This is a genomic window from Paenibacillus sp. P5_B5, from assembly GCF_056400365.1.
Genome location: NZ_JBFULK010000013.1, coordinates 64,501 through 81,192, shown reverse-complemented (window position 1 = coordinate 81,192; position 16,692 = coordinate 64,501). Strand labels below are relative to the sequence as shown.

The following is a 16,692-nucleotide window of genomic DNA, read 5'->3' as shown; positions in this document are numbered from 1 at the left end:
AAAGTCGAAATTAAATAGGGATGCACTTTTCAAAAAGGACGTTGAACCTGGTTCTTATTGAGATTAGAGGTGATTGCTAACAATGGAAAAGTTATGTAGCTGCGGTAACACTGTTGTGGTTCAGCTTAGCACCATTATTTATCATGAATTAATTACCATTGAGAGTGTACCTATTTATGCTTGCAATCATTGTGGTATTAATGAAATACTATCTGAAGTTAAGCTTGATTTGAAGCAGTTAATTGAGAAATATGAAGATCATCAGGATGAGGTATCTATTAAGTATCATGAATTGTCGGAGATCTCATTTTTTTATGTTCAAATCCTAGCTAAGGAATACCATAATTGTACGGTTCAACAATTAATTGAAGAGCGAATTAATGAATTACTTGATACATTTATATTGGCCAAGTCTTTACAAGACATCGAATGGACAGAAGATATTTATAAACGATTGCTCCAATTAAACACATTAAAATCTCAAACTGATGCTACAGTTTCTTAGTTAATTGCGAAAAGTTTACTTTTATCGTATCATAAATGAAACGTACTGAACTGGAAACGAATACACATATTATGAATAATGGAGAGAATGTGCCGTGACCGTAACGATCTATGATGTAGCACGAGAAGCTGGTGTATCAATGGCAACCGTTTCAAGGGTTGTTAATAATAATCCCAATGTAAAGCCACAAACCCGCAAGAAAGTATTTGAAGCGATTGAACGTTTAGGATACCGTCCTAACGCTGTCGCGAGAGGTCTAGCATCTAAGAAAACGACAACTGTAGGTGTTGTCATTCCTGATATTTCTGATTCAATCGTTGCTGAAGTAGCACGTGGAATAGAAGATATCGCGAATATGTACCATTACAATATCATTCTAAGTAATGCTGACAAGAAGAAGGATAAAGAAATTCGCGTTATTAATACACTACTAGAAAAACAGGTAGATGGTTTATTGTTTATGGGTGGAGTCATAACAAACGAGCATCTTGAAGCATTCCGCACATCTTCCGTACCTGTTGTTCTTTGCGGGACAACAGATGAAGATAAAGTTATTCCATCGGTAACGATTGATCACAAACAAGCTGCACATGATGCTGTTAAGCTGATAATTGATCAAGGGCATAAGAAAGTAGCTATGATTTCTGTTACACTTCAAGATCCTGCTACTGGATATGCACGTTATCAAGGATGCAAGGAAGCACTTGAAGAAGCAGGATTAAGTTTACCAGAGGATTATATACGTGTAGGTAACTATCATTATGAATCTGGTATGGAAGCAACCAAATATTTTCTAACATTACCGGAACGCCCAACAGCTATTTTTGCTGCAACCGACGAGATGGCGATTGGCGCTATTCATATGATTCAAGATCATGGACTGCGTGTACCTGAAGATGTGTCTGTCATATCGATTGATAACATTCGAATGGCATCGATGGTTCGGCCACAGCTGACCACGGTTGCACAGCCAATGTATGATATCGGAGCAGTTTCGATGCGGCTACTTACAAAGCTGATGAATAAAGAACAGATAGAACACACACAAATCTTACTACCACATGAAGTGATTAAACGTAATTCGGTGGCTCAAGTTTGAGCCACTTTTTTATTTGAAGAATATTGAGCTGTTTTGTTCTACATTAAAGGAGGAAGCCGTAAGTGAAAGTGAATAAACTAGCTTTAATTGGTGCAATGAAGGAAGAAGTTGAAATGCTGCTTAGCCGCATGGAGAACGTGACTGAAACAAAGAAAGCGGGTATTCTATACCGTGAAGGTCAGTTTTACAATAAGCAAGTTGTTGTATGCATGACTGGTGTTGGTAAGGTTAATGCTGCTGTATGTACACAGCAATTAATTGAGTCATTTCATGTAGATGCTATTATATTTACTGGAGTAGCTGGTGCGTTAGATCCGTCACTTGAAATTGGTGATCTAGTTGTTTCTACTGAGTGCTTACAGCATGATATGGATGTAACTGCACTTGGGTTCAAACGTGGTATTATTCCATATCAAGAGGATTCTGTATTCGTTGCTGATGCAAAGCTTGTTAATCTGGCCAAAGCTTCGTGTGATAAGCTGTTTCCTGGACGAGCAGTATTAGGACGCGTTCTATCAGGCGATCAGTTCGTCGCTAACCCTGAAGTTGTTAGCATGCTACAGCGTGAGTTTGAAGGTGCCTGTGTGGAGATGGAGGGCTCAGCGGTTGCACAGGTATGTGCGATGCATAATATCCCTTACGTTGTGATTAGATCGATGTCAGACAAAGCAGATGGTTCTGCAGAAGTAAACTTTACTGAATTTACTAAGCTAGCTTCACAGAATTCTTACTCGATCGTAGAAGATATGGTGCAAGCAATTAACTAGAAATTTATGTAGTCAGTCATCTAAGCAAAGACACCTGTTAAAGGTATCTTTGCTTTGTTCTGATATAAGGGGCACGGAATATGTCAAAGTTTCGAATTCCTCTGGGGCAATACATCGAATTACTACACAGTTATCTACGTCCTCAGTGGAAAAAGATTAGTTTACTCTTATTCTTACTTCTTTTTTCGATTAGCGCACAATTAATCAATCCCCAAATTATTCGTTATTTTATTGATACATCTAGCACGCAGTCTGATTTATCCAAGCTATGGTATGCAGCGATTCTGTTTATCGGGGTCTCCATACTCCATCAAGTCATTATGATTATTGCTACGTACATAAGTGAGAATGTAGGCTGGATCGCAACAAATCAGTTAAGAAGTAAGGTAGCGGCTCATTGCTTAAACCTTGATATGACATTTCATCGTTCTTACTCATCTGGCACGCTTATTGAGCGTGTGGATGGTGATATTAATGCGCTAGCTAATTTCTTCTCGAACTTTGTTGTGACACTGATGACCAATTTGTTACTGGTAACTGGTATTTTAGTTATGTTCTTTATTGAGGGTTGGCAGGTTGGCTTAGCTATGTTGGTATTCGTAGTGTTCGCTATCTGGTCCATTCAATATGTACGCAAGTTCTCGGTGCCTTACTGGGGTAAAGTAAGGGAAATAAGTGGTGAGTTTTATGGGTTTATTGGCGAACATCTTGAAGGAACAGAGGATACACGTGCTAGTGGAGCTAGTAGTTATGTGATGAATCGTTTTCTGGGGATTCTAAAGCGTTGGTTGCCTGTTCAAAAGCGCGCCATGCTAGGAGCTGCTTCGATATGGGCAACATCGATATTTGTGTTCGCAATAGGTATGGGACTCTCTTTTGCACTAAGTAGTATTTTGTGGGATCAAGGAAGTATTACGATCGGAACAGTTTTTATGATTATTTATTATACAGAGCTTCTTGCAGGTCCAATTGAGAATATTCGGATGCAGATGCAAGATTTGCAGCGAGCAGATGCAAGCATTAGTCGTGTGAAAGAACTACTTGGTATTGAATCACTGATTCAAGATGGAGCTATTCACAATGAATATAATGTGAAGGAAGGGGCTTTATCTGTTCGATTTGATCATGTGTACTTCGGCTATGAAGACGCTCTTACGACGCTTCGTGATATTCATTTTGAACTGAAGGAATGTCAATCATTAGGTATTCTTGGACGAACTGGTAGTGGCAAAACAACCATCTCTAGAATGCTGCTCAGATTCTACGATCCGCGTTCAGGAGGGATATATCTAGATCAGACCGATCTAAGAGATTGGCAAGTACATGATTTACGCAAACGGGTCGGATTCGTCTCCCAGCAGATTGAATTGTTCAGAGGAACCATTCGCGATAATCTAACCTTCTATGATGATGCCATCTCAGATGAACAGATTATTACGATTCTGGAAGAGCTAGAATTAGGTGATTGGCTCAGTGATCAATCCTTAGGGCTAGATACAATGCTTGAGAGTCAAGGCGGTGGATTATCAGCAGGTGAGGCTCAGCTATTAGCGTTTGGTCGTGTGTTTTTAGCTAATCCGGGTGTTATTATTCTTGATGAGGCTTCATCTAGGCTTGATCTAGCGACTGAGCAGAAGATCGAGAGAGCCATTAGTAAACTACTAGAAGGACGTACTTCGATCATTATTGCTCATCGTCTGGCCACAATTGAACGCGTCGATCATATTCTAATTCTTGAGCACGGACAAATTGTTGAGCAGGGTAAGCGATTAAGTCTTATCTCGGATGCTAGCTCTAGATTTTCTCAGCTCTTAGCTGTCGGAATGGAGGAGATCCCGGTATGAGCACGTGGACATTCATGCGTAAGCTAGTGTTTTATCGACCTGTGCTGTTTTTATTGAATATTGTGACATGGGTTACTATTTATTCAATTCCAATTCTGCCTGGACTCGTTACTAAACAATTTTTTGACACACTAGCGGGAACTTCACAATATTCGTTTAGTGTCTGGACCTTGATCATTTTCATGCTTGCGGCTGCTATTGCGAGAGTGATTGCGATCTACATGGGTTTTTTGACAGATTTCAATTTTAGGTTTCGTATTGGTGGTTTAGTTCGCAGAAATTTGCTGCAGCATGTGTTGAAACAACCCGGTGCAAGAGCTATTCCTTGCTCTCCTGGTGAGGCCATAAGCCAATTTCGGGATGATGTAGGGCAAATTGAGGAAACTGCTAGTTGGATAGCAGATGTGATTGGCATCCTGTTCTTCTCCGTTGGAGCCTTTATTATTCTACTGAATATTAACGCGGAGCTTACACTATGGGTATTCCTACCTTTGGTGGTTATCATTACTATTGCTCAGATGTCGACCGCATTATTGCATAAATATCGTGCTGCAAGTAGAGCGTCCACTGCTGGAGTAACAGAAGCTATAAGTGAAATGTTCAGTTCTGTTCAAGCGATACAGGTTGCAAGTGCGCAGAAACGAGTCATCCATCGATTTGAGCAACTCAATGATCGCAGACGTTTTTCGGTATTGAAAGATAAGTTATTTACTCAGCTATTAAATTCAATTTTTGCGAATATGTCGAGTATCGGTATTGGTTTAGTTCTTCTGCTTGCTGCAAAGGAAATTCAGGCAGGTAGCTTTTCTATTGGAGATTTTGCTATTTTCGTGTATTACTTAACGATGGTCACTGACTTTATTCAACGATTGGGCAAATTTCTAACCTTCTACAAGCAGACTAGTGTATCGAAGACTCGTTTGGAGCATTTACTACAGGGGGCCAAGGTTAATAAGTTAGTGGAATCGCATCCCCTGTATTTACGGACTCCCCATCCCGAGCCTGAACCAATGATCAAACGTGCAGAAGATCGTCTTGAGCTCGTAGAGGTAAATTCTTTGACCTACCATTATCCTGGATCGAATAGAGGCGTAGAGTCCATAAATCTTCATATTCCACGTCATTCATTTACGGTCATAACAGGTAGGATTGGCTCTGGTAAAACTACACTAGTTCGAACTCTGCTCGGCTTATTACCCCATGAACAGGGGGATATTCGCTGGAATGGTGAAGTTGTAGAAGATCCTGGATCATTCTTTATTTCACCTAGGAGTGCTTATACACCACAGGTACCTAGGCTCTATAGTGAAACGTTAAGGCAGAATATCCTTTTAGGCTTACCAGATGAACCTGAAACGCTAAGTACTGCTATTCATATGGCTGTGATGGAGTGGGATGTATTAGAGCTTGAGAATGGACTGGATACTCTAAATAGGACCTCGTGGGGTCAAGCTGTCTGGAGGTCAAATACAGCGTGCAGCAGCTGCACGTATGTTCGTGAGAGATGCGGAACTGCTCGTGTTCGATGATTTATCTAGTGCACTGGATGTTGCTACTGAGCAACTACTTTGGGATCGACTCTTTGCTAACAATAGGGCAACATATTTGGTCGTCTCACATCGCAAGGCTGCGTTAAAACATGCGGATCATATTATTGTATTAAAGGATGGTAAGGTTGAAGCAGAAGGGACACTGACACATCTACTCCATACATCAGAAGAAATGCGGCTTTTGTGGACTGGTGACGGGGATGTAGAGGGAAATTGTAGAGTGAAAAGTAAAGAGTGAAAAGTAAAGAGTGAAAAGTAAAGAGTGAAAATAAGCGCCTGCTTATCCGTTAGTTCGGTTAAGCAGGCGATTTGTATAATTGATCGAATATTTACATTATTTTAAATACATAAGTGCTAATTCTTTTATTTCGCGATTCTTATTTGTAATGATAGTTCTTCGTGGCATAGGCTCCCATTTGTAAATAGGGTCAAGCCATGTAGTTGGAAGCGGCCATATACTGTCCTTGGCGTGTTGTGTGAGCCAAGCATCGGGAAGTGAAAGCTCTTGATTTATTGTAAGCTGTGAAGAGAGAGTATGGTCTGTCATTTCTAACCACAGTAAGCTCCACGCTCTTGGTACGACACGCCAAATGTCGTAACCGCCTCCACCTAATGCAATCCACTTGCCATCACAATAATCATGTGCGTACTGATGAATGAGCTGAGGCATACGACGATAGATGTCCATAGAGCAATGAATATGGGCGAGCGGATCAAATGCGTGCGCGTCACAGCCATGCTGGGATACAATGACATCTGGCCTGAACTGCTTTACAACCGTGTCGAGTGCATCCTCGAAGCATTCCATCCAAGAGTCATCTTCTGTATAGGGTTCGATTGGTATATTGACTGATTTCCCAAAGGCATCACCTGTTCCGCGTTCGCCAACGCCGCCTGTCCCAGGGAACAAGTACTTACCGGTTTCATGTATCGAAAGCGTACATACGTCTGAATCCGTATAGAATTCCCACTGAACACCATCTCCATGATGGACATCTGTATCAATGTATAGTACTTTGCATCCATACTTCTGCTTAATATAAGATATCGTTGCGGAAGCATCGTTATAGATGCAGAAACCAGCACCTTTATTATGTAAAGCATGGTGGAGTCCTCCGCCAAGATGCAGAGCATGTGGATGCTGACCTGACATGACGAGTTCGGCAGCCTGTATCGATCCACCTACGATCATGGAAGCTGCTTGATGCATACCTTCGAAGAAAGGTGTATCTTCTGTATCAAGTCCATATTGTGCTGCTCTTCGTTGCCATTGATCGGATGGATTAAGAATGCTTAGCTGTTTAACGGCTTCTACATAATCCTTGCTATGAACCAAATGGAGCTCACTATCTTCTGCGAATCGAGGTGTTACAATTGCAGCAGGGTCAAGTGCATCGATTTGTCGAAGGAGTTCGACAGTCAGTAGTAATCGTTTCTGATTAAAGGGATGCTCTTCATAAAATCGATAACGAGCTTCATGCTCATTAAAAATAAAAACAGGTGAACTGTTATTATTGTTCATCAACTCATCTCCCCTTACCCTAATACATAAACCGTCGTTGAAAACGGATTTGATCGAATTGTTCCACAGAGGAGAGGGGTACTCGTTTACCTATACGAACCATTAGACAATTCGCTGGGTGAGAGCAAATCTCGGGATCATCGGTTGCGCACCATTCCATATCTACACATTTCATTAGTTTTTCCATCATTTTACGATAGTCCCATACATTTAATCCTGTTTTCTCAAGATCCCAGTGCCAATAATACTCCGTTGTAAAGGTAATGACGTTCTCGAGTTGCTCATCCTCAAATGCGAGACGGATCATTTTCTTACCTAGGCCTAGGCCTCGATAATCATCTGCCATCTCAATCGCACCAAGCTCAATCAAGTCTATCATATTGCCCTGCGACCAGCGTTCAATGGGGTCAGGGTAATGGAAGGTGACGTAACCAACAATTGTATTACTGGACCTCGATATAATAATACGCCCCTCTGGAAGAGCTGCAATCTCAATTAAAGCCTCAAGTTGGTCTTTAGGCCTGCGGAATGAATCAAGATCGGCATGCATTTGAAGCGTTTGCAGGTGTTCAGGAGTGACAGGTCCCTCAACGATAATCTCTGAATTTCTATCACTTGCTTGCATCGTTATGGAGTGATATATTTTGCGGTGCTCCATCTTTTAGACTCCTTTTTTATGAAGACTCTTTGTAATTACTTATAACATAGATTAATTAGAAATGAAATTGGAATAGGCAAAAATAGGGTGGTATGCTATAATAATTTTGCTATAATTCAATATCTTCTGACAACTTTGTGAACAAGCTTTAAAAATGGATTAACCTAATTTTTTTGTTTAAGAGACATTATAGGATAGCTCGTTATGTAAGCGTTTTATCAATAGTTAGGAGGAATCGGAGAATGGAGCAACAGAGTATAGAGATTATTGAGGCTACGGCTACAAATCCCAATATGAAAAATTATGAAGAAGAGAGACAGAATTTCTCTTGGGAGGAAGTTCAGAAGAATTTTACTTGGAATGAAACTGGCAAAGTGAATATGGCGTATGAAGCGATTGATCGACATACAGAAACCTCGCGCGCTAACAAAGTCGCACTGCACTATAGTGACGATAAAAGAGATGAAAGCTATACATTCGAGCAAATGAAGCTGAATTCGAACAAGTTCGGAAATGTACTTCGCAAGCTGGATATAGTGAAAGGTGATCGCGTATTTATTTTCATGCCGCGGACTCCTGAACTTTATTTTTCATTTCTAGGAGCTATTAAAATTGGTGCAATTGTAGGTCCATTGTTCGAGGCATTTATGGAAATGGCCGTTCGTGATCGTTTGCAGAATTCCGAAGCTGTTGCAATCATTACTACTCCAGCGCTTCTATCACGTGTCCCGGCCTCTGAACTCCCGAATCTGAAGCATATCATTGTTGTGGGTCAAGATGTGGAGGCAGGCGAAGGGATTGTCGATTACTATAAGGAAATGGCAGAAGCTTCTGATGAACTTGCAATTGAATGGGTTGACCGTGAAGACGGATTAATCCTTCATTATACCTCTGGGTCGACAGGCAAGCCGAAGGGCATTTGCCACGCTCATAATGCAATGATTCAGCACTACTATACAGGTAAGACTGTGCTTGACCTTAAGGAAGATGATGTATATTGGTGTAATGCTGATCCGGGCTGGGTAACTGGAACCTCGTATGGTATATTCGCACCATGGCTGAACGGTGCGACGAATGTGATTCGAGGAGGCCGATTCTCTCCAACTGATTGGTATGGCACGATCCAAAAATATAAGATTACGATTTGGTACAGCTCACCAACTGCACTTCGCATGTTAATGGGTGCTGGCGATGAGATGGTTCAGCAATTTGATTTATCATCCTTACGTCATATTCTAAGTGTTGGTGAACCGCTCAATCCTGAAGTTGTTCGTTGGGGACTTAAGGTATATGGTCAACGCATTCATGATACATGGTGGATGACGGAAACTGGTGGTCATTTAATTTGTAACTATCCAGCGATGGCAATTAAGCCAGGCTCCATGGGCCGTCCGATTCCTGGCACTGATGCAGCGATTATTGATGATAATGGGAATGTGCTTCCTCCATATCGAATGGGTAATCTAGCAATTAAGACACCATGGCCTTCCATGATGCGTAAAGTATGGAATAACCAAGCGAAGTTTGATGAGTATTTCCGCATTCCAGGGTGGTACATCTCTGGTGATTCAGCTTATTGTGATGAGGACGGTTATTTCTGGTTCCAAGGTCGTATTGATGATGTTATTAATACAGCAGGCGAGAGAGTAGGTCCATTTGAGGTTGAAAGTAAACTTATTGAGCATCCTGCAGTTGCAGAAGCGGGGGTTATTGGTAAGCCTGATCCAATTCGTGGCGAGATCATCAAGGCTTTCATTGGTTTACGTGATGGCTATACACCTTCAGACGAGCTAAGAGCAGATATCGCAAAATTCGTTAAAGAAGGTTTGTCAGCTCATGCTGCACCACGTGAGATTGAGTTCAAAGATAAATTACCGAAAACACGTTCAGGTAAAATTATGCGTCGTGTGCTTAAAGCTTGGGAGCTTGGTCTTCCAACAGGTGATTTGTCTACGATTGAGGACTAATATACGAACTTATACTTTTTAACATAAGAATAACCCCTTGCACTCCATTTAATTAGGAATGCAAGGGGTTGTTTGTTATTATTTGAAATTAATTGTTGCTGAAGGAGCAGACTCACCAGCTTCATTCTCAGCTGTCAGCTTGTAGTAGCCAGAGAATGTAAGTCCAATATATAAATATTGTTTAGAGTTTGCGCCCTTAATCGTTCCAACCTTCTCAAAATCGCCATCTTCAGTTTCACTGAAGTAAAGGTTGTATTGTTGTACTTGGTCTTTGGCATTATTTGGTTTCCAGTGGAAGACAAGAGCAACGCCATTCGGTTCTACCTTAATACCCGTTGGTGAAGCAGGTGCTTCGAAGACGGGACCATCTTCTTTGGGCTGCTCGGTGTCTGAAGGATTATCACCATTATCAGTACCACTACCTTCATTTGGCAAAGTGGATGGATTCGGCAGTAATCCCGGATCAATGTGCATACCGTCTGTATTAACGGCATTACTTGGCCCAGATTCTTTACCAGCAACATCTACCGCTGTAACGAAATACGTATATGTGCTTCCAGGTGTGATTGGATTTGTGATCTTTGTTTCAGCACCTGCAAGTACAACCTGACCTTTAAGTAAGTAATAATTTCCAATATTTTTGGATCGGTAAATGCGATAGCCCACAACATCCTCCGATGAGCTTGCTTGGAACGTAATCACAGCATTCTCACCAGTTGTTGTAACTAGAACTGAGCTAGGTGGATTAGGTGCACTACCATCATCTACACGTGGATCTGGCTCTTGTGGTGCAGCAGAATCATAGTCGAGTGGCTTATAAGATTCAAGAGGTCTCCGACTTTTACTAGGTAGTTTAGGCAGAATCTCTTCCAATTTCTTCATGATCTCGTTGATCGGTTTTTCACGTAGAATGACAACTTTTTCTGTTATGAATTCATCAGGTGTCAACGGATTAGCAATGTAATTAAGTCCCTTGTAAGAGATAATTTTGGCTTTGGTCATCATATTATCTTCTTCGGTTGGTAAGTACTTCCGATTGAAAATATCAGTAACTTGAAGCTTAGCTTCTTTCGTTAAATTATTTGGTAGCTTACCGGAAACAGAAGAAACAGTTGCTGACACAATGTTATCTGGTTTAACGAAGCTCTTTGCTTGGAAAAGCTCTGGCTTCTTTTCATACGCTTCATTCATAACTTTAGACCAAATCTCCATCGCATGTTTAGTTTCGCCATTCTTGGAGCTAAGTGTATTGATGGATTTCTCGAACCCAATCCACACACCAACTGTAATATCTGGCGAATAGCCCATAAACCATGCATCAGAGTCATCTTGCGTTGAACCAGTTTTACCTACGAATGGTATTTTATCTTTATATTTGAATTGCTTGTTTACATGTCCACCGGTTCCTTGCGAAATGACGGTTCGCATCATATCGGTTATAAGGTAAGCTGTTTGCTCTGAGAACACATTGGTTGATTTGAGATTATGTGTATAGATTGACTTACCTTCAGAATCCTTGATGGAACGAATCATATAGGCCGGGTTGTAATCGCCATGATTAGACATCGTTGCATATGCATTCGTCATTTCCTTGACTGTAACACCCTTGGATAATCCACCAATTACACCTGTTTGGGCTTGAAGATCCTGTTTACCAAGAGAAGTAACACCCATTTGTCTTGCGAAATTCCAAGCATTCTCGATTCCAATCATCTCGTTGAATATTTTAAGTGCTGGAATATTATAAGATTGATCTAGGGCTTTACGAGCTGTAATTAACCCGTGAAACTTCTTATCGTGATTCTGTGGAATATGAAAGCCCTTCTGGCCGTCTTTCATAATCATAGGGATATCATCAATGATTGAGCCTGGTTGAATTAAGCCTTGTTCCATTGCTGGAATATAAGCTGCAACAGGTTTCATGACAGAACCTGGTTGGCGATAAGCTTGAGTTGCGTGATTAAGCTGTTCATCACCAAAGCTTCGTCCTTCGATCATACCGAGAATAGCACTAGTTTTAGAGTCGAGCATGATAGCTCCAACTTGTTCAATTCCCTTTACTTTATCCTCAGGAGAGAAGTTCTTCTTATTCTCAGCTATGCTGCGCATGGAGTCATAGATCGTTTTATCAATAGTCGTGTAGACTTGATAACCACCATGTAGAAGCTGTTGGTGCATTTTCTCATATGCTTTGCTGTATTTATCTTTATCCTTCTCAGGATCAAGATCAGGGTACTGCATTTTAGTCAGAATGTCGGTTGCCTGTTTTTCCGCTTCTATCATCAGGAATGGATATGTATTATAGGCTTTCTTACTTGGTTTGGCTAAAGAACCATAGAGATCAAAAGCAAGTGCTGTTTGATATTCTGCTTCTGTAATTTTGTTCTCTTGTAACATGCGCTTGAGCACAAGCTTCTGACGCTCGACTGCGGATTTGAAGCCTTCTGAATTGAATTTGCCATCACCAGCAAACGCTGAGAAGTTACTAGGTTGCTGCGGTAGCCCGGCGAGATATGCTGCTTGGGCTATATTGATTTTGGATAAGTCCTCGATATCAAAAATACCTTTGGCGGCAGCTTTAATTCCATATAGATTGTATCCAGTCGAACCGTTACCATATGGGATTTTATTTAAATATGCCAGTAATATTTGATCCTTGGACATCATTCTTTCCATCCGCAAAGAGAGTAGGATTTCTTTGGCTTTACGATCTGCTTCTTTATCCAAGGTTAAGAATACGATCCGTGCAAGCTGTTGTGTAATCGTACTGCCGCCAGTTTGGACTTGCTCATTCAGTATTTTCTGCTTAACAGCACGAACTAACCCTGAAATATCGATACCATAGTGTTCATAAAAGTCTTTATCTTCGATGGATAATACAGCATCGAGTACAACCTGCGGTATTTCTTTCAATTCAGCTAGCCGCCGGTCTTCCTCTGTGCGAAGTTGGCCAATCATTTGATCGTCTTTGTTAAAATAAACAAATCCAGTGATCGCATTTTGCTGCATTTCATGTTGCATATCTTGTTTGGTGCGAACTGGATCATCCTTGACAAGCGCACTAACATATCCGAAAGCTAGAGCGCCGCCAAAAAAGCAGGCTGTCAATCCGGTAATAAATAGCCATTTAATCGTGAACAATGTCCACTTCCCGGTTTTGCGAACGCCTGGTTTTTTGGTAAAATTGGTCAGTTTCCCCATAAGTTTATATGATTCCTCCTTAAACGAGCCGGTCTAATTATACCATAAAAGGGAATTACGGGACAGCAGGTTGGTAAACGTAAATTCGCGAATGTGAAGCTGGTATAACAACAACAAACCCCTTAGCTTATAATCTGGCTAAGGGGTTTGTATGTATATAATCAAGGGAATTCAATTTCATCGTCCTAGGAAGGCAACATTCTTAATAACGCAAAAAAACGTCAATAGACGCATTGAATACACACAAGATTGATGTTATAATCAAAGTTGATGATTAAGTCAATTATGTTAACGGATATTTTTATCCTATCATAATTATAGCATCTTGAGATCAGGTTGTCAATAAGCGTGTGCAGGATGTTAATTTTTGGGTTTATTTTTTGAAGGGGGCGATTGAATGAGTAAGACAGATCGTGATTGGCTTGAAGAACAACAGCGTGTAGATGAGGTAACAATGCAAATCAGTGAGCAAATTGGGGAATTGAACGAGAAGCTTGGGTTTGTCAAAACGGATGTAGTTGATTTTCGCAAGCATTTCTGGGAAGAGGTTACCGTCGATTTTAGCTCAGCTGATGATATTATCGAAACGCATGTTAGTTTAAAGCAGCAGTCAGAGGTTCTCTCAGAGCGAGAGCGTAGCTATCGCCATGCCGCTGCAACGCTGAAGAAGCTAACTCGGCTTGAGAAATCCCCTTATTTTGGCCGAATTGATTTTAAAGAAGCCGGCTCGAATAATATTGAAACGGTTTATCTTGGGATCGGGTCTTTCCTGAATGAGCAGGATGAAACGTTCTTGATTTACGATTGGAGAGCTCCATTATCTAGTCTCTATTATGATTATTCTCCTGGCGATGCAGCGTATGAAACGCCTGATGGTAAAATTACAGGTGAAATGCTGCTAAAGCGTCAGTTTGTTATTCGCGATCAGGAAATCAAATTATTGTTTGATACGGGTGTGACGATAGGCGACGAGCTTCTTCAGCAGGTGCTTAGCCGTACATCGGATGCACAAATGAAAAGTATTGTGGCGACAATCCAAAAGGAACAGAATCGGATTATTCGAAATGACCGAAGTCGAATGCTGATCGTACAAGGTGCTGCAGGGAGTGGCAAAACTTCTTCAGCTTTGCAGCGAGTGGCTTATTTATTGTATAAGAATAGAGAAACGCTTAAATCCGATCAAATGGTGCTATTCTCGCCAAACCCAATGTTCAATAGCTATGTCTCAACTGTCCTTCCTGAGCTAGGCGAAGAGAGCATGCAGCAGACGACATTTCAGGCTTATTTGGAACGAAGGCTGGGTGAGGAATTTCAGTTAGGAGATTCTTTTAATCAGCTTGAATATATACTTGGCTCTGATGATACACCAGGATATGCAGCAAGAATTGATGGGATCCGATTCAAGTCATCGTTAGCTTTCATGCAGACGATTCTTAATTATGAAACTGAACTTCAACAAGAGGGAATGATTTTTAACGCCATTTCATTCATGGGACGCGATATTGTATCCTCTAAACGTATGGTTAATCGTTTCTACGAGTTCGATCCAACGATTCGTATAACGAATCGAATTGTACTGCTCCGAGATTGGCTGTTGAAAGAATTAACTGCTTTCGAACAAACACAGCTTAATGCAACATGGGTAGAGGATGAGATCGAATTGCTTGAGCCTGAAGATTATCATAGAGCCTATAAGCGACTTCGTCAGTTGCAGGATGGCAAAGGTGTTTCATTCGATGACTTTGAGGCTGAGCGAGTGCTGCTAGCACGTGTTGTCGTAAAAGAACGGCTTAAGCCAATTCGAAATGAGATCAAACAGCTCAGTTTTGTAAATTTGAAGTCCATTTATGGACAGTTGTTTAAGAATAACCTATTATACTCTCGTATTGCAGCAGATGAGAGCTTACCATTTTCTTGGAATGAAATTTGCCAATACACAATTAGCAAGTTAGAACAACAGGAACTCGATTATGAAGATGCGACACCATTTCTTTTTCTGCAGGATCTAATACTTGGTTTTCAAACTAATACTTCTGTCCGTCATGTTATTGTGGATGAAGCGCAGGATTACTCGCCATTCCAATTTGAATTTCTGAAACGCTTGTTCCCGCGTAGTCGAATGACTGCACTTGGTGATTTGAACCAAGCGATCTATGTTCATTCCTCAGCGATGCAATCCTATGAACCGTTGATCGGGCTTTATGGGGCAGACCAAACGGAGTTAATTCAGTTGATGCAAAGTTACCGATCAACTAGGGAAATTGTTGAATTTACACGCGGGATGGTACCGGGCGGGGAACATATAGTTCCGTTTAATCGAAGTGGTGACATACCGGTAGTTAGAATGAAATCGAACACTGAAGAGTTAATTCAAGGTATTGTTGATGACGTGACGAGGCTTCAGGCGGAGGGCTATGAGTCGATCGCGATTATTTGCAAAACTGCAAATGAAAGTACCGCAGTCTACGATAGATTAAATGAAACAGTACCTGTGAGATCCATAACGAAGTTTACACCAACCTTTGAGAAAGGGGTACTCGTTGTTCCTTCCTATCTTGCTAAAGGTGTTGAGTTTGATGCGGTGATTATCTATAACGGTTCTAAGGAACAATATGGCCGTGAAAGTGAGCGTAAGCTATTCTATACAGCTTGTACAAGGGCAATGCATCTCTTACGCATCTATGTAGTTGGTGAACTGAGCCCATTTATCTCTGATCAAGAGCCGAATACCTATACGCTAGAACAAGAAGAAACGGCTTCGTCGTCCTTATAAGACGGAAATGTTTCTTAAGTTGATACTCAGCGTTTATGATCTGAAAGTTATAAATTCTATATCGAATCAATTTCATAATACCTTTTAATGGTTTCAATGAGTTATGAAATTGATTCTATCACTAAACAAAAACAAGCCCAAGTTGCATATGCAACTTGGGCTTGTAATAATTCGAAATAAGCTTTGAGATTAACGTGAGTACCACTCAATGATAAGCTTGTCATTGATTTCTTGTGGCAATTCTGAACGCTCAGGAAGACGAACGAATTTACCTTCTACTGCAGCATCATTTGCTTCCAAATAAGCTGGCAAGTAGTTACGGTTAGCAATAGCTTCTTTAACTACTGAAAGACCACGACTTCTTTCACGAAGGCTGACTACATCACCAACTGATACTAGGTAGGATGCAATGTCAACTTTTTTGCCGTTTACAGTCACGTGACCGTGGGAAACGAGTTGACGTGCGCCTGCACGGGAGTTGGATAGACCAAGACGATAAACCAAGTTGTCTAGACGTCTTTCTAGCATAATCATGAAGTTTTCACCGGAAACACCTTGCATTTTGGAAGCTTTAACGTAAAGGTTTTTAAATTGCTTTTCATTTAAGCCATACATATGACGAAGCTTTTGCTTCTCTTGTAGTTGAATTCCGTATTCGCTCATTTTTCTGCGTTGGTTAGGACCGTGCTGACCTGGAGGGAAAGCGCGCTTCAATTCTTTACCAGTACCGCTTAGGGAAATACCCAAACGACGGCTTAATTTAAATTTAGGACCTGTATAACGTGACATGAAATGTAATCTCCTTT

12 protein-coding genes are annotated in these 16,692 nt (G+C 41.0%); 8 read left to right on the top strand and 4 right to left on the bottom strand.

Going from position 1 to position 16,692, the window contains the following annotated elements:
* The first annotated feature begins 82 nt into the window (after positions 1-82).
* The 6 genes from AC1DOK_RS17130 (at position 83) to AC1DOK_RS17105 (ending at position 6,003) form a co-directional block, all read left to right on the top strand.
* Positions 83-505 carry a hypothetical protein gene (locus AC1DOK_RS17130; RefSeq protein ID WP_477555519.1) on the top strand — a complete coding sequence of 141 codons (423 nt, stop codon included), beginning with the start codon at positions 83-85 and terminating at the stop codon, positions 503-505.
* Positions 506-599: 94 nt separating this feature from the next.
* Positions 600-1,604: a catabolite control protein A gene (gene ccpA / locus AC1DOK_RS17125; protein ID WP_477555518.1), complete on the top strand. Its 1,005-nt coding sequence runs from the start codon at positions 600-602 to the stop codon at positions 1,602-1,604.
* Between the two features lie 62 nt (positions 1,605-1,666).
* Complete coding sequence (locus AC1DOK_RS17120; protein WP_477555517.1) at positions 1,667-2,371, top strand: 5'-methylthioadenosine/adenosylhomocysteine nucleosidase; 705 nt, start codon at positions 1,667-1,669, stop codon at positions 2,369-2,371.
* An 80-nt stretch (positions 2,372-2,451) separates the two neighbouring features.
* Positions 2,452-4,215 (top strand): ABC transporter ATP-binding protein, encoded by a 1,764-nt coding sequence (locus AC1DOK_RS17115; RefSeq protein ID WP_477555516.1) that lies wholly within the window; start codon positions 2,452-2,454, stop codon positions 4,213-4,215.
* Complete coding sequence (locus AC1DOK_RS17110; protein WP_477555515.1) at positions 4,212-5,744, top strand: ABC transporter transmembrane domain-containing protein; 1,533 nt, start codon at positions 4,212-4,214, stop codon at positions 5,742-5,744. Before AC1DOK_RS17115 ends, AC1DOK_RS17110 begins: the two co-directional genes overlap by 4 nt.
* Complete coding sequence (locus AC1DOK_RS17105; RefSeq protein ID WP_477555514.1) at positions 5,713-6,003, top strand: hypothetical protein; 291 nt, start codon at positions 5,713-5,715, stop codon at positions 6,001-6,003. The genes AC1DOK_RS17110 and AC1DOK_RS17105 overlap by 32 nt, the downstream gene beginning before the upstream one ends.
* Before the next feature lie 96 nt (positions 6,004-6,099).
* Here the strand turns inward: AC1DOK_RS17105 and AC1DOK_RS17100 are convergent, their stop codons facing one another.
* Entirely contained in the window at positions 6,100-7,287 is a 1,188-nt protein-coding gene (locus AC1DOK_RS17100; protein WP_477555513.1) for an acetoin utilization protein AcuC, read from the bottom strand.
* Positions 7,288-7,306: 19 nt separating this feature from the next.
* Positions 7,307-7,945, bottom strand: coding sequence for a GNAT family N-acetyltransferase (locus AC1DOK_RS17095; protein WP_477555512.1), 639 nt, complete (start codon positions 7,943-7,945; stop codon positions 7,307-7,309).
* A 242-nt stretch (positions 7,946-8,187) separates the two neighbouring features.
* Here AC1DOK_RS17095 and acsA point away from each other — a divergent pair, with 242 nt between their 5' ends.
* Positions 8,188-9,912 carry an acetate--CoA ligase gene (gene acsA / locus AC1DOK_RS17090; protein ID WP_477555511.1) on the top strand — a complete coding sequence of 575 codons (1,725 nt, stop codon included), beginning with the start codon at positions 8,188-8,190 and terminating at the stop codon, positions 9,910-9,912.
* Positions 9,913-9,990: 78 nt separating this feature from the next.
* Here the strand turns inward: acsA and AC1DOK_RS17085 are convergent, their stop codons facing one another.
* A complete protein-coding gene (locus tag AC1DOK_RS17085) occupies positions 9,991-13,113 on the bottom strand; it encodes a transglycosylase domain-containing protein (protein WP_477555510.1) in 3,123 nt (1,040 codons plus the stop codon).
* A 397-nt stretch (positions 13,114-13,510) separates the two neighbouring features.
* Between AC1DOK_RS17085 and helD the strand changes: the two genes are divergently transcribed.
* A complete protein-coding gene (helD, locus tag AC1DOK_RS17080) occupies positions 13,511-15,886 on the top strand; it encodes an RNA polymerase recycling motor HelD (RefSeq protein ID WP_477555509.1) in 2,376 nt (791 codons plus the stop codon).
* A gap of 189 nt (positions 15,887-16,075) precedes the next feature.
* Here the strand turns inward: helD and rpsD are convergent, their stop codons facing one another.
* Positions 16,076-16,675: a 30S ribosomal protein S4 gene (gene rpsD / locus AC1DOK_RS17075; protein ID WP_477555508.1), complete on the bottom strand. Its 600-nt coding sequence runs from the start codon at positions 16,673-16,675 to the stop codon at positions 16,076-16,078.
* Positions 16,676-16,692: the final 17 nt, after the last annotated feature.

What these genes read in the sequence shown, in the direction of transcription:
- AC1DOK_RS17095 (WP_477555512.1), bottom strand. Translation starts at nt 7,945, where the DNA reads ATGGAGCACCGCAAAATATATCACTCCATAACGATGCAAGCAAGTGAT.
- rpsD (WP_477555508.1), bottom strand. Translation starts at nt 16,675, where the DNA reads ATGTCACGTTATACAGGTCCTAAATTTAAATTAAGCCGTCGTTTGGGT.
- AC1DOK_RS17085 (WP_477555510.1), bottom strand. Translation starts at nt 13,113, where the DNA reads ATGGGGAAACTGACCAATTTTACCAAAAAACCAGGCGTTCGCAAAACC.
- AC1DOK_RS17115 (WP_477555516.1), top strand. Translation starts at nt 2,452, where the DNA reads ATGTCAAAGTTTCGAATTCCTCTGGGGCAATACATCGAATTACTACAC.
- AC1DOK_RS17130 (WP_477555519.1), top strand. Translation starts at nt 83, where the DNA reads ATGGAAAAGTTATGTAGCTGCGGTAACACTGTTGTGGTTCAGCTTAGC.
- AC1DOK_RS17100 (WP_477555513.1), bottom strand. Translation starts at nt 7,287, where the DNA reads ATGAACAATAATAACAGTTCACCTGTTTTTATTTTTAATGAGCATGAA.
- helD (WP_477555509.1), top strand. Translation starts at nt 13,511, where the DNA reads ATGAGTAAGACAGATCGTGATTGGCTTGAAGAACAACAGCGTGTAGAT.
- acsA (WP_477555511.1), top strand. Translation starts at nt 8,188, where the DNA reads ATGGAGCAACAGAGTATAGAGATTATTGAGGCTACGGCTACAAATCCC.
- AC1DOK_RS17110 (WP_477555515.1), top strand. Translation starts at nt 4,212, where the DNA reads ATGAGCACGTGGACATTCATGCGTAAGCTAGTGTTTTATCGACCTGTG.